The sequence below is a fragment of the Butyricimonas faecalis genome (assembly GCF_003991565.1).
In the GTDB taxonomy this organism is placed as follows: Bacteria; Bacteroidota; Bacteroidia; order Bacteroidales; family Marinifilaceae; genus Butyricimonas; species Butyricimonas faecalis.
Window position 1 is genome coordinate 3,717,091 of the sequence record NZ_CP032819.1, and the last position, 14,766, is coordinate 3,731,856.

Annotated in this window: 12 protein-coding genes; 5 read left to right on the forward strand and 7 right to left on the reverse strand. The window is 53.7% G+C overall.

The features are described 5' to 3' along the window. Nucleotides 1–99 precede the first annotated feature (99 nt). Nucleotides 100–1,890: a DUF262 domain-containing protein gene (locus D8S85_RS16105; RefSeq protein ID WP_198418188.1), complete on the reverse strand. Its 1,791-nt coding sequence runs from the start codon at nucleotides 1,888–1,890 to the stop codon at nucleotides 100–102. Between the two features lie 71 nt (nucleotides 1,891–1,961). Between D8S85_RS16105 and D8S85_RS16110 the strand changes: the two genes are divergently transcribed. The 5 genes from D8S85_RS16110 (at nucleotide 1,962) to D8S85_RS16125 (ending at nucleotide 8,126) form a co-directional block, all read left to right on the forward strand. Further along, complete coding sequence (locus D8S85_RS16110) at nucleotides 1,962–2,852, forward strand: hypothetical protein (protein ID WP_117974413.1); 891 nt, start codon at nucleotides 1,962–1,964, stop codon at nucleotides 2,850–2,852. Further along, nucleotides 2,849–4,537, forward strand: a complete 1,689-nt coding sequence (locus tag D8S85_RS16115; protein ID WP_127075380.1) for a hypothetical protein — start codon at nucleotides 2,849–2,851, stop codon at nucleotides 4,535–4,537. Before D8S85_RS16110 ends, D8S85_RS16115 begins: the two co-directional genes overlap by 4 nt. A gap of 325 nt (nucleotides 4,538–4,862) precedes the next feature. Next, a complete protein-coding gene (locus D8S85_RS21985; protein WP_240648703.1) occupies nucleotides 4,863–5,066 on the forward strand; it encodes a hypothetical protein in 204 nt (67 codons plus the stop codon). 329 nt (nucleotides 5,067–5,395) lie between these two features. Next, nucleotides 5,396–6,811, forward strand: a complete 1,416-nt coding sequence (locus D8S85_RS21990) for a hypothetical protein (protein WP_240648706.1) — start codon at nucleotides 5,396–5,398, stop codon at nucleotides 6,809–6,811. 4 nt (nucleotides 6,812–6,815) lie between these two features. Beyond that, entirely contained in the window at nucleotides 6,816–8,126 is a 1,311-nt protein-coding gene (locus D8S85_RS16125; protein WP_117974419.1) for a hypothetical protein, read from the forward strand. An 85-nt stretch (nucleotides 8,127–8,211) separates the two neighbouring features. Here D8S85_RS16125 and D8S85_RS16130 read toward each other — a convergent pair whose 3' ends face one another. From D8S85_RS16130 to D8S85_RS16155, 6 genes are read right to left on the reverse strand one after another with little or no spacing between them, the layout of a single operon-like run. Next, the gene (locus D8S85_RS16130) at nucleotides 8,212–8,976 is read right to left on the reverse strand and encodes an ABC transporter ATP-binding protein (RefSeq protein WP_004293588.1); all 765 of its coding nucleotides are present in this window, start codon (nucleotides 8,974–8,976) and stop codon (nucleotides 8,212–8,214) included. Next, a complete protein-coding gene (locus tag D8S85_RS16135) occupies nucleotides 8,973–9,953 on the reverse strand; it encodes a FecCD family ABC transporter permease (protein WP_004293587.1) in 981 nt (326 codons plus the stop codon). Before D8S85_RS16135 ends, D8S85_RS16130 begins: the two co-directional genes overlap by 4 nt. Continuing rightward, on the reverse strand, nucleotides 9,954–11,093 hold the full coding sequence (locus tag D8S85_RS16140; protein ID WP_117974421.1) for an ABC transporter substrate-binding protein: 1,140 nt from the start codon (nucleotides 11,091–11,093) through the stop codon (nucleotides 9,954–9,956). A gap of 24 nt (nucleotides 11,094–11,117) precedes the next feature. Further along, nucleotides 11,118–13,175, reverse strand: a complete 2,058-nt coding sequence (locus D8S85_RS16145; protein ID WP_004293585.1) for a TonB-dependent receptor — start codon at nucleotides 13,173–13,175, stop codon at nucleotides 11,118–11,120. Further along, nucleotides 13,172–13,669, reverse strand: coding sequence for a transposase (locus D8S85_RS16150; protein ID WP_004303978.1), 498 nt, complete (start codon nucleotides 13,667–13,669; stop codon nucleotides 13,172–13,174). Before D8S85_RS16150 ends, D8S85_RS16145 begins: the two co-directional genes overlap by 4 nt. Further along, entirely contained in the window at nucleotides 13,669–14,739 is a 1,071-nt protein-coding gene (locus tag D8S85_RS16155) for a glutaminyl-peptide cyclotransferase (RefSeq protein WP_004293583.1), read from the reverse strand. The genes D8S85_RS16150 and D8S85_RS16155 overlap by 1 nt, the downstream gene beginning before the upstream one ends. Nucleotides 14,740–14,766 lie beyond the last annotated feature (27 nt).

Here is a 14,766-nt window from a genome sequence, read left to right on the forward strand (position 1 = left end):
TAATCCACTGCATTTTTACAAATCCATGTCTTTAAAAATATTTTACAACAGGGGCGTTTCGGCAGGAAGAATAATATCTGCAAATACCTTTGATATAAATCAGTTAATCATCTTTTTGATTCTCTGAACCAGTATGGTCTTTCGTTTTTCTACAAAATCAGAAAAATTAGACAATGAAAGATCCGTATCCGGAATAAGGTGGTCCTCCATGAATTTCTGCATGTCCTTGTTCCGGGTCTGTTCACTAACCCACTTGTCCAATGGCTTGGCGTTTTTAGACTCGTTCTCATTGGCATCGAGCATCTGCAGGTTTAGGATGGAATTGTAGACCTGCCAACCATATTTTTCCTTGTCTTTCTCTTCCAGATCATTGTATGCAGAGGCTGGGTGCAGGTGGTCCTGATGGAAATTATTGTTCCTGTAATCAAGATTCGGATACAGCATGGCCAATATTGGGAAACTATATCGTGAGTCTTTCTGGCTGTAAAGCAAGTCTTCTATAAAATCGTCACCTACATCCGACAGTTTCTTGATTTCAGAGTTTATTTCTGCTGCCGGGAACAATGTCACGGTTTCTTTTATATAACAGCCGGTGATGTCTGTAGTATATGCCCTTCTTGACTGTGCAAGAACGGAATCAGCACTTGCTCCGAATGCCCTGCGGAGCAGAATTGAGAACAACCATTTTTTTATGATTTCACAATCCTCTCTATTTCCCATCTTTTTGTAAAAATCCTGATATATGTCCTTGTGGTAAAGATAATATAGTATGGGCATGGCGGCATTATATGAAGTCATTGTGAAATCCGTCAGTCCGAAAGATCTCAGCAAGTCGAACAGGTTTGAAACAGCATCCCTGATCCTAGTCCAATTATTTTCCACCAGTTCAATAAAACTCAGATTGAAACTTGTTATAAGGGAACGCACATCTTTATGATATAAGTACAGGAACGATTTCAATATGAAATCGTGAGATATATTAAATCCTTTAGAACGTATGTGCTCAACCAGATTCTTGATTTCTGTCTTTGCGTCCATCTGTTTACAATTGGCAATGGCGATGGACATCAGAATATCCGAAAAACTTAATGCAGTACCCCCGGAATTGATTCGAATAAAAATATTCACAGCTTTGTCAGGTTTCTGTTCATCCTCCTCGTAAAAATTTATATTGAGCTTGGTATGAATGACATTGTCCAACAGTCTCAGTAGTCTTTTGGATTCTTTGTCTATGTTATTGTCCTCGGCAAATTCATCGATGCCATAATTGTAATCCTGATGCAAAGCCAAAATCTTGCCTACACGGAACCATTTTTCACTAGACTTGTCAATAAATAAATCTTTTTCTTTGGATATGTTCTTGTCAACAAAGGAAAAGATGAACTCCCTGTCACTTTCCTCCTGTGTGTATTTACGGGATATATTGAGATATAGATGCCGGGTAGGAAAATTAGATTCAGAATAATCCCAACGTTTCCTATAATCTTTGTACGCATAGCTGCCGCACAGACCGATATATAATGATGTCAATCTCTGTTGTCCGTCCAATATTGCATAAAAATCGTTGATATTGTCCGTAGGAATCGGATCGTTGCATATCCGATGATACTGTATGAAAGCTGATAGAAACTTATAAAACCGGAAATCTGTTTTTGTGCCTCCTTTTACCTTCCAAAACAACATGGAACTGATTGGATAGCCTTTCATCAGAGAATCAAACAACTTTTCTATCTGTTCTGCCGACCATACAAAATCTCTCTGAAAAGCCGGCAATAGGTATTCATTCCGGTGGATACGTTCTATAGCCTGCGCTATCGTTATTGGTGATTGGAAACCTGCCATACTACTAATCAAGTGTTTTTTTACAAAGATAGAAAATTCTAATTTCATGTTTAATTTTTGAAGAAGGAAAATGCAAACCTGAATATATTCCAACGACCTATTCTTCTATAAAAAAATCAATGTCTTCAGATAAGTCGAATCAGTTGCTTATCCGTGAGGCTATCCGCAAGATAGCCTTGGGGCGGAGTATGGAGCGTATCAATCTGGCTCCCGGAGGCATGTCCGGTATCGGGACGGCCCGCATGATACACGGCTATGTCGCTAAGATACACGATAACCCCTCGGACGAGGAGTTTTCCGACTACGGCGGTACCATTGATGTCGGCGAGTACCCGGACGAGACGGCCTCCGCCGAACCAGTCATCCATAAAGGCGTGCTGCTCTCGGCCGCCACCAACAGCGAAGGCGGCTTCCTGATCGTACCTGCACTCTTTTCCGACGTGACCATCTTCATGGATGCCGCCACCCGCTATGCCTATGTGGTTAACTTCTCCCATGTGGATATCCTGCGGCTCAATGCCCGCACGGAAACCGTCATCGGCGTGACCGAAATGGAGGAGCTGGATCCGGAAAACGACTCCTCCCCGGACTACGACGAACTGGAAACCACCGGTAACGAGACCTCCACCCGCTATACGCCGACTGCCGTCACAACAACCGTCAGGAATGACAAGGACAAGGAAGCGACAACCGTTATCGATGCGGAAAGCATCACGCATACGGTGGACAAGTCTGAAGTCAGACAGACAGCAGATAAAGTGGTACAAAAGGTCAATTCCACGACCGTTGCCGTTGCCGACAACAAGGTGACGCTCGGTGACGAAAATGCCACCGAGCCGCTGGTTCTAGGTAATGAGCTTGCCCGGCTGATGCTCGACTTCCTGACAGAATGTTCGAAAATCATGACCCCCACACTGATGGGCACGATGTCGCCGATCAATATGCCGAACTTCATCTCGCTGACATCACGTATCCAGAATTTTCTTTCCAAGACCAGCTACACCAAATGAGCGTACAACTGCATCCCGATATAGAAACCCTCGACAAGGAGAGCCTGTGCTATTCCATCTATGCACAGCTGTACCATAACTTTTTCAATGCCCAGCAGAAAAAGGACGACGAGCATCCTTACGGCATCGAGGAAGGCGACGAGACCAGTCTGAGACTGAAGAATACCGCTTACGGTTTTGCATCCGCCATTGCCGGAGCCGTTGCGGGAGAGGGCGGTTCCGGAAGTGGCGGTTTGCTGTTGGATTACCTGAAGAAATCGGGCGGTGACATGACCGGCAGGCTCAGTGCCAATTACGGTTTCGAAGCCGGCATTGGAAACACCCGTATCCTGGAAACCTATTCGCAGGACATTACCGATCCGGAAGGTGTGGTAACTGCCGTCGAGTACGGTATCAGGATTACCGGCAACCTGAAAGTCGGGGGTGACAGCCTGCATATCGGCGGCAGGCAGTTGCTCCGTTACGACGCGGACAAGGCCACCGCTACAATCAATGCCTCCCATATAGACTTTCTGGATGCGACGGTACATTCCAAAGGGGCATGGATTATCGGGGACGAGGATACAGGAATATTCATCTCCCCGACACGGCTGGCCGTGGGCGGGCAGGATGTCTACCATCGTGGCAACGCCAATACGGACACGGCGGATTGGACGATGCGGGACGGCATGGTGAGACGGAATCTGACGGTGCGAGGGAGTACGGTCATGGACGGCGGACTGAAAGCCTTGCAAGGCGTGGAACTGGGCGACAAAGGGAAATGTCTGCTTTCGTTTTCGGAAGAGGATGTCGCGCTCGGCGGATTCCTCTCGTTCCTGGACGGGTTCGGCATCCGGATCAGAGATGTTCCCGTACTACTCCGTACCGACAAGGACAAGATACAGTTCGGGAGTATCGGCGGTGACCTTCTTTTAGGCGGCGACCATACCCCGAAGATACGCCTGTTCTCCGGCATATCGGACGTGGACGGCGAGTGCCTGATGCTTTCCCCTTACGGAAAGGCGTGTTTTCCGGGCTCGCTGACTGTCCGCCACAACTACGGCGCCGACCTGCTCTCCTCATACCGGGTAGACACTTCCGATGAAGGTATCGTTATCCACAAGCGCCTGCGAATGGGCACGGCAGAGGGATTCATGCTCTCAGGCGACAGGGAGCGCGTATCGCTTTCTTCCGAGGTAATCTACGAGGAAGAAGGCAAAAGGACGGCTATCCCTCACAGCACGGATTTTTCACACCGTCCGTCCGTGAGCTGTTATGCCCCGCAGAACCGTCACAGCGAATCATTCCATATCTGCACCGATGCCGATTTCCTTACGGTCGGCGTTCCGTTGGAAGCAGCCGGGCATATCGGAATCCATGCGTCGCCCACCCGGATTACTGACAGAACCCTATACTTGACAGAGGCGTTACGCCTGCAAGCGGTGGAGGACGGTATCCGGCATTACGGAAACAGCGTCTTTACCGGGGCGCTCTCTTCGGAGTTCTTTTCCCCGGGCCTTTCCGGAAGCGGATGGGCTGTCCGCCGGAACCGGACGACAGGAGGCGTCTCCGCCACATTCGACGAGGTGGTGGCCCGCCGTAAGTTCCGCGCCTATGAGTTCGAGGTCAAAAAGACTTCGGTAACCAACGGTTCCTTCTGGATCAGCGACAGCTGTTCGGGAGACACCGTGGAAAAACTGTCATAATCCATGTCCGTATTCCGTTATCCGACATACAAGATCCGTATCGCCCCCGACTCGCAGAAGACACAGGGACTGCAAGCCGGGGATATCATCCGCAGGCAATATGCCGAACGGGAGCGTACCGTCTATTCGCTGATGTGCGTGACAGAAACCGGAACGGAGCTTGTCGGAGACAAGGACGCTCCTTATTTCATCGGGGCATTGCTGGACGGGGACGAACCGCAGGGCGGTGAACTGCTGGACTTCGTGCGGATTACCAACCTGTTCGATACGGCACGCAGCGGAGCCTTGTACCTGACGGCTTCTGACAGCGATTCACCCTATATGGATGTCATCGACGGCATGGCGACCGAACGCTCCCTGTGCTATCCCGTCATGGACGGAGGCATGGCGGGAGTGCCGGACAAGTCCAGATACGCCGTTTATGGCAGCATGCTGCAAACGGAATACCTGGATGCCGATTCGGAAGCGACACGCGTTGTCCGCATCATCCGCAATGCGGAACCGGCAGGAAACGCTTCCTTCGGGCTGATGCTGACATTGGAAGAACCGGTCGGATACCCGGAGCGCCTGCTGGTATCGTTCAAGGTCAGGTCTTCCAAAACATCAGGTTCCGTACCGATCCGGTTCGGCTATACGAACCGTGAAAAGACGGATGCGGAAGATGAAATCTCCATCGGCCGGGAATGGAAGTACAAGTTATGGGTCATCACCGTGGATTACCCGGCACAGTACAGCCGGAGCCTGTTTCTTGAGCTGACATCAAGCCTGGCCTCCGAGGGGGACTGGTGCGAGGCCGCCGACCTGAACATTGTCCGTCTTGCCTCCGTATCCGCTTTCAGCGAGGCGAGCAAGGCCCGTGTGGGAAAGGTCAGCGGCATCATCGATCCGGTCTTCGGCATGTTGGATGGTTACGGGGCCTATTTCCAGAATCTCTATGCCACACGCAATGTCAATATAGCCGGCACGCTTACCGCGGGAGACGAGAACGGTTTTTCAAGCACGTTTTATGTGGGCAAAATCCACAAGAATGTCATACCCGACAGCCTGTCCTGCCGGTTCAGCCATTCGGAAGAGCTGGATGAAACATCTCCCGCCGGACTCGGGCGGTGTGTACGGATAGCCGGAGACAGTCTTCTTGGTGCGCAAAGTGCCGCCTGGCGGGAGGCTCATACAGGAGTCTGTTATTGTTTCTCAGTCTGGATAAAAGCGGAAGATACGGCAGCCATCCGGTTCTATCAAGATGAGCACCTTGTCGGTGATCGGACGGTGGCTGCCGGTAAAGGATGGGTCCGTTATAATGTCCCGTTCCTCATACGCGGGTCAGATTCCCCCGTCATGTATCTCGGCATTGCCGCTTCCGTCCCCCTGTCGTTGTCCGCCCCTCAATTGGAGGCCGGAAAGAACGTGACCCCCTATCAGGCGACCGATGAAGCCTTGTCCTACACGGACGATTACGGTGCCTGGTTCAACAAGGGAGGTATCGGGGGTACCATACAGAATCCCCTGTTGCGGCTGAACGAAGACGGCTCGATCGCTTCACGGGACGGTTCTTTCGTCATCAATCCGGACGGGACGGGCCATTTCGCCTCGGGACGGTTCAAGTGGGGCAAGGATACCATCGAACTGCGCGGTGTGACCATCCGTTGGGAAGACCTCGATGAGGAGGCGCAGGAACTGCTCAAGCCCCGTTCCGTCTCCCTGACAGGCGGCACGGCGTTCCATTTCAAGGACGAGCTTTCAGGCGCATGCGAGCCGGAGAATATCCCGCTTGTGGCGACCGAATACAATTTCGAGCCGGAAAGCCGGCAGTGGGAATACCTTGCCGCTGACGGCATATGGAAAGATGCCGGATGCAATGCCGCCGTGTTTGAAATGACACCCTTGTTTCATGGCTGGGAAGGACGCGACGTGCTGACCCTCCGCTACACGGCAACATACCGTAATGAAAAAATCAGTGCGGCTCATACCTTTTTCAAACTTTACGACGGATTGCCCTCCTATACTGTTTATGTGGAGTCTGAAAACGGCACGACATTCCGCAACGGAATCGTCTCGACGGTACTCCGTGCCAGGGTATACAGGGGAGGCGAAGAAATCACGCCGCTCATTCCCGACGGCAATTTCCGCTGGATACGGACGAGCCGCGATACGGAGAACGACAGGATATGGAACGCCGCACCGCGTTACGGCAGGGAGATAGAGATAACCGGCGGGGACGTGTGGCGCAAAGCTGTTTTCGACTGTGAAGTGAATATATCAACAACATTACAATAAGCATATGGCAATTAAAGTAGCACGCGGACAAGTCACCATCATCGACCAGAATGATGCTGTCTCCTTACAGGCGTTTATCGGTTCCTCGCAACCGCTGACCCAGGTGTTCAACAAGGATACCGGCGCGTATGCCCCCTCGTGGGCGGCATCCCCGTACCTGATATTGACCCCTTCTCTGTTTGTCAGCGGCAAGGCGGCCGTAGACCAGATCTCATCCGTCGGCAACGCGGCGACATTGACAGCCGGTGTCAAGAGCGGTTCCGCCAAATGGTACAAGGACGGCACGGTCATAACTTCCGGACAGGACAGCTGTACGATCGGCGCCGCTTCCGCCAAATACGCCCTGACCGTCAAGGCCAACCACATGACCGTTTCCGCCCCGCAGGTACGGTATACTTTCGAGGCAATCTACATCGATGCCAACGGGCTGGAGATTCCTTTCCGTGCGGAGGTACAGTTCACCCAGCACCTGAACGCCGGAGCGATGATCGCCGCCGTGGCGTATGCACCCGACGGCATCGTATTCAAGAACGACGAGGTGGCGACGCTCAGGGCGCATTGCGACCTGTGGCGCGGAGCCTCTATCGACACGACGAACGTCACCTACGCGTGGGGCATCAAGGATTCGGCGGTATTCGCGGGCACGACACTGACAGCTGCCGCGGCAGCCGGAGCCACGACCATAACGGTCGCTTCGGTAATGAACATGGAGGCGGGAGGCAGGATAACCATAGGATCGGCACAGTACACCATTTCGGCAGTCAACGCCTCCACGAAGGTCGTGACGCTGACCTCCGCACTGAGTGCCGCAGCCGCATCGGGAGCCGCCGTTTCGTGTCCCTACTACAACTCCATGCTGGGTGCCGGCTGGGCATGCCTTACCTCGACCAATCCTCGGGGCGTGACGGCAGGCTGGACGACAAACGAAATCACGATTACGGCAGATGCCGTTCTCAACTTCGAGACCTTCAAGTGCGCCATCAAGGATACGGACACCTCGGCGGGCAACGCCTCGGCGAACAAGGTCGTCTGCGACATCATCTCCTTCACGGATATGTCCGACCCCATCACGGTTGATCTGGTCAGCCAGAAGGGGTTCACCATCAAGAACAACGGCAATGACGTGGATGCCAAAGCCGTGTTATACAGGGGCGGTGAGGAAATCGACACGGGCGGGACAGCTTATACCTATACATGGAAACTGTGGAACTCTGCCGGGACTTCCGTCGTGAAGACCTACACGGGAAAATCCATCACGGTCTCGAAAGCCGATGTGACGGGGAAAGGCGTGCTGATGTGCGAGGTATCGAAATAAACGACATGTCTTACAACGAATACGAGGGTGCCAAATACTTTTTGGGACACCCTCATTGCGTCTGACGTGTTTCCCGACAGGAAAGTCAGTCTCTTGGCATGGATTTCACGATCCCGCTCACGGGGTCGAATTGTACGGCGGCATTGTTGAACAGCCGCTCGATATGCCCGCTGCGGATCATTTCGGAGGTCGGCAGACAGTGAAGGACGGGCGTATCGATAAGGGCTATTCTGTCACTCAGCGAGAGGGCTATATCCAGTTCGTGAGTGGAGAACAGAATGCATTTGCCCTCAGCATGCGCTAACCGTGCGAGCAGGGAACACAATTCGTAACGGTTGGGCATGTCAAGAAACGAGGTCGGCTCGTCCAACAGGATGACGGGCGTTTCCTGAGCCAGAGCACGGGCTATCATAATGCGCTGGCATTCACCGTCCGACATCTTATCCATCGTGCGGCCGGCATACGCCTCCATTCCGACCGAAGAGAGCGACCGCATGACGATTTCCCTATCTTGAGGCTGCATGCGGCCGATCCAGTTGGTGTAAGGGGCGCGGCCGATAGCCACGACATCCTCGCACCGCAGGTTGGCGATGCGTGTGCGCTCGGTCGTGACAAATGCCAGTTGCCTTGCCTTCTCCGGAGTTCTCATGTTTGCGATACAATGTCCGTCGAGCAGGATTTTACCGCAATAATTATGATTCAGTCCGGCTATGGCACGGAGAAGTGTAGATTTCCCCGTGCCGTTCCTGCCAATAAGGGCAGTCAGCTGTCCTCTTTTGAAAGAGGCATCGACCTTATCGAGAAGCCTCTTCTCTGCGTAGCCTATGGAAAAATCGCACAGTTCTATCATACCGTCATCGATTTATTGCGTAAAACCACCCATACGACTATCGGGATTCCCAGCAGTGCGGTAATGGCATTTACGGGCAAAGTGAACATTTTGGAAACGATATCGCAAAGAAGCAATACCGCCGCCCCCGAGAGAAGGGTTCCCGGCAGGAGCACGCGGTGGTCGGCCTCGCGGAAGAGCATCCGCGCGACGTGAGGCATGGCAAGACCGATGAAGCCGATCGGGCCGCAGAAAGCCGTTACCGTGCCGGCCAGCAGCGTCGTCGAGAGAAACAGCAGACCGCGCGAACGGCGGATATTCAGTCCCATCGTTACGGCATATTCCTCGCCGAAGAGCAGGAGGTTGAGCGGTTTGATCGTCCATACGGCCAGCAGCAACCCGACGATGACCGACGGAAGGAGGATGGCGAGCTGCGGCACCGTCACGTCGCCGAGCGACCCCATCGTCCAGATGACGAACGCCTTTAACGCCTCCTCTTTGCTCAGATATTGCAATATCTGCACGACAGCGCTCACGCCTGACGAGAACATCATACCCAAAATCAATATCACCATAATGTCCTTTATGCGGTGTCCGACGGCAGCGATTACGAGCAGCACGACGGCCGCACCCAGCCAAGCCGCTCCGGCGATGCCTATCGACGAGCCGACGCCTGCCAGCACCACGAGCGCCACGCCGAGGCTTGCACCCGAGCTGATGCCCAGCACGTAGGGGCCGGCCAGCGGATTGCGGAACAATGTCTGCATCTGCAAGCCGCTGACCGATAGCGCCGCCCCGGCCAGCAGAGCCACAACCGCCTTTATCAGCCGTATGTTCAGTACGATTTTCGCCGTAGTCCGCGGGCAGTCGCCGCCCGTCAGGGCCGCCCATACGTCGCCGACGGGAATGCGAACCGCGCCCACAGCCAAATCCAACAGGAAGAGGCCGACCGTAAGCACGGACAACGCGGTGAACAGGATGACGGGGCGTGAACGCATCTATTTCAGTTGTTTGTAGTATACGAAATCTTCTTCGACCAACTCGGGGTGGAATATCTTCACGAGGTCGCGCAGAAGAAGGTCGGGATTCACGATGGCCGATTCGTAGTAGTCGTTGCCTCCGGCGGCATTGGTGCGGGCGTTGTTGTTATAGACATAGCCGTTTCGGACGCAGCGGGTATCGGCGAACTTCGGGCAGGCGGCTTTCAGTTCGTCGAGTGTGTTCGCCATGCCGACGTTCAGCCACATATCGGCCTCCGAAGCGAGCAGGTATGCCTCCTCCAAGTCGATAGGCGTCGAAGAGTTGCCCGTGTTCTTCTTGTAGATGTAGTCGCCTCCGGCGTCGGTAATCAGCCGCACGGCATAGTTTTCCGTCGAGGGCATGAACCACGAATCGCCGTAGGGCGTATTGAGCATGACCGACGGGGCATCGAGAACGGCACCGGACACTTTCTGTTTCAGCGCATTGTATCGGATCGGAATATCCGCGAATACCTTTTCGCCCTTCGCGCGTTTCCCGACGACCTCCGAAAGCGCCACCAGCCATTCGGCTTTGCCCAGCGGAGATTCTTCGAGATAATCGCCGACATACATGAACGGGATGCCGAGCTCCTTGAGTTTGCTCTCCATCGCACTGGCCCCGTTCACGCCGAAAAGCAGCACAAGGTCAGGGTCGAGCGACAACAGAAGTTCATAATTGATATTTCCCTCGTAACCCACGTCGCCGATGCTGTCGCGGCGTGCCTGAATGTCGGGATTGGAGATATAGTCGAGTCCCGAAACGCCGACCACACGTGCCGTCTCGCCGATGGCGTCGAGCATGGCGATATGGGTCGAGGACATCGCCACGATGCGCTGCGCATCCCCTTCGAGGACCTGCCCGTCGAAACCCTCGGGAACGGGTTCCCCGTTACGGGAGATGAACAACCGGGTGGTGACGCTATCCGCGCCCTGCCACGGATTCATGACGGAAACCAGCACGCTCTGTCTGCCGTCTGCTCTTTCAATCTTGAATCCCGAGGCATATTCGGGAGCGTAAAGCTGTTTGTTGAAATCGGCAAGTTGGGAACTCTTGCCACGACAGCCTGCAAATGCCAGCGCAAGCAGCACCATCAGGCTCAAATTCTTTAATACTTTCATATCATTACCTTATTTACGTTTACATTATTTTCTGCTTTTCCCGAATTTCGGGGTGATGCCGATGAAGAACTCGAAGTTGATGCCGGGCATAGGACGCGACAGCACCGAGAGATAGTCCTCGTTGAACAGGTTATTGACGGCAAGTTTCAACTGTACATCCAGCGGTTTGAACGACAGCATTTTCTCCAGTGAGATATTGCTCATGAAATACCGGGGCAGGTGGCCTGTCAGCGTGTAATCGTTGCTCGACATGGTGAAACGTTCCGAGTAGTAAGCCCACTTGTAGAGGAACGCCCACGTCCGCCATGACAGCCGTCCTGTCAGCGAGGCGGAGTGCTCCGGCACGTAAGGCAGTTGTTTTCCCACCGACTGGTCGGCGGGCGACATCTTTTCGCCCTCGTTGATGGAGGGGGTCCACGAATAGGAACCGTTCAGGTCTATCAGCCAGTCCTTTGCCGGCTGCACGGCAAGGTTGGCCTTCACTTCGACACCGTAGGCATGGACTTTCTTCACGTTGCGCGGCGAGAAGAACCCCTTGGTCGTCGGCAGCCAGATGATCCAGTCGTCGATGTAGGAGTCGAACCAGCTTGCGCTGCCGCCCAGTTTATATACCCCCTTTTTGCCGACATCGAAACTCACTCCGGCGTCATAGCTGAAGCCGTGTTCGTTTTTAAGGTCGGGGTTGCCGCCCGGCAGAAAGTAGAGGTCGTTCAAAGTCGGAAAACGATAGTTGCGCGATACGGAGGCTTTCACCATCACGTTCCCTTTGCGCGAAATCAGTCCGTCGATGAAGAATGCCGGGATGAGCGGAGCCCATTTGTCGCCCGACATCTCCTCGCGCAAGACCAGCGACAAGCCCAACGGCTCGACAGGCTGCCATTTGGCCGATACAGAACCGGAGAGCTCGACACGCCCCTTGTCATATCCGACGACGGCTTTGTTGCCATCCTGAAGGATGATGTTCTTGTCTTCGCTGCGCACGAGATGCTGGTACACGGATACGTTCGAGGTGAAGAACCATTTCCTGCCGGGCGAGTATTCCGCTTCCGCCTGTCCGTAGAACGTGTTTATCTTGCTCCGCGAACGGGTCATGGAGGCCCAGTTGTCCGGCGCCACCTCACGACGGTAGTCGTAGGCCATCCACGTATGGATATAACCGCCTTTCACGCCGACTTTCCATTTCTCTTTGATATGGTCCCATGACAGGACACCACGAAACGTCTGCTCCCGCTGGCGGTTCTCGAAGGCGGTCTCATCGCCGTAATCGGTCGTGAGCATCGGCAGTTCCCGGTTGGAGTTGATATACCATGCGTTCAACCCGAAACGGTCGCCTTTCAGGGTGTTGTAATATACCTCCTGCAACAGGTGCAGGTCCTTGAACGAACCCGATCGGTTGCGTTCCTTGGGATGATACTGTCCGATGATGTTCTTCTCCTCGTCGTAGATATTTATCTTCTTGTCGTGGTTGGTGTACTTGTAATCGTTGGGCGACGACGAATAGACCGCGCGGGTCGAGACCTGCCATCGGTCGCTGCCGTAGGTGAAGCGGGCGAACTCGTCGAACGTGCGGAACGACCCGATGCCCTGCACGTATTGGGCATGGAAGCCCTCGCCGACCTGCGGCGTAGTACCGAGTTTGACAAGTCCGCCGAGTCCGCCGCCCGTTTCATTCACCGACGACGTGCCATGAAGCAGCGAGGCCTGATCTATGAAGTAGGACGGTATGGTGGAAAAGTCGGTCATACCCAGCATGGGATTGTTGATGCGCATGCCGTTCCACGTCACCTGCGTGTGGCTGGGCGACGTGCCGCGGAAAGCAACGGTGGAGAGCGTGGCGCGTCCGTAACTCTTGACGAACACGGACGAATTGAACGTCAGAATGTCGGCCATCGATAAGGCAATGTTCTCTTTCAGTGCGAGCGAGTCGAACTTCGTCTTCTGCACGCCGATTTCTTTCATCGGGCGTTTGCCCCACACCGTGACCTCGTCTATCTGGTGGATGCGTCGTGTGATTCCCTGCGCGGACAATACGGACGGACAGACGAGCAGTAGCGAGAAAAGTATGTATTTCGTATAAATCATTTGATTCCGTTTTTAGGGTGGGTATTCGCGGAAAAATGTACCGTGGAGGATGCCGGCACGGACGTTTGATGCGGGTCGAACCCATTCTCTTCAAGCAGTTGTCCGTATTCTTCCTCGAACGAGATCTCCTGATGGATTGTATGCTGCTCCTCGATGTGCCGTCTGAGCCGGTGAAGGTCGCTGAACGACACGCTGAACGAGTCGAATCCGGCAGCCCAACCGGAGAAGTCGGCATATTCTGGGGTTTTCTGGTATACCGTTCCCGTGGCGCCTTTCACCTTGTTCACGATCTTGCTGAAATCCCCGGAATTCGGAATCTCGACAAGTACATGCACGTGGTTGAGAAAGGCATTGGCGGCATGTACGCGGCAACCTTTCCCTGTAAAAATCCGTGTCATCCGCTCGAGCATCAATCCTTTTCCCGTTGTCGGAATCGTCATCTTGCGTCCTTTGGTAACGAAGATGAGATGGTATAGGTGTCGTATCCTGCCCATCACTTCCAACAAAATGCGCCGGGGATTATCCCGACATAGAATTCATCGATCAGTTCACCTTCGGACGAGTAGCGGTAGACAATGCCCTGCTGCTGGTAGTCGATGGCATCGGCCACGTAGACATCGCCACGCACGGGGTCGACGGTCAGGCCGTAATAAATCGTACCGCTGTATTCGAGGAACGGGCGCACGGGAACACGTTCCGCATCCACGTCCATCGACCATATGTCCTTGTTGATCCAGTAGAGCTTGTCGCCCGTACCGTTGAGCTGCACCTCCGAAGGCCAGTCGCCCATCTTGAACTTGAACTGCTTCTCTACGGTGAACGTCTCGGCATCGATGCGGTAGAGAGACGGGGCTTCGTAGCCGTAGGGCGAACCCTCGTACCCACCGTCGGTGATCGTCCACATCTTGTGGTTCTTGTCCATTACCAGCGAGGTGGGCTGGATGCCGACTTTCAGTTCTTCTACCACCTGATCCGTTTCGGTATCGATCTTGATGATGCGGTTTTGGTACGACCAGCAGTTGCAATAGACATATTTGCCATACTGCACCATCTGCTCCGTGGAGCCGCTTTCCATCGTCATGTCCGGCACCTGGATGTAACCGGTGATTTCATATTTCTTGGGGTTGATGATGAAGATGCGGTTGTCCCACAATTGGGTGACATAGGCTTTCTCGTCGCTGAGGAAATGGATATAGCGCGGCGAAGTCAGGTTCGTGATACGGCCCACCTCTTTGAACGTATTGAGGTCGATGGCGAAAATCACGTGGGAATTGTTCACCACGACCCAGCCCTTATTGTCGTGGATGCACATCGATTGCGCCACGTCGCCCAGCTTCATGCCGTTGGCACGGAAGAACACTTCATTCTGCACCTGTTGGGTTTCGGGGTCGTAGTACGACAACGTGGCATTGCCGTACTGGAAGTTGCCCTCGTTGGTGATGAACAACCCGGCTCCGGTAGCGTTGAAATCTTCCACCGCATCTCCGTAGTCCCACTCCATGCAGCCCGCCAGCAACAGCGGCAACCCGCATAGAAGAATGATATGTCGTATCAGATGTTTCATTGGCTTGTTATAAACGGGAAAGAGTAC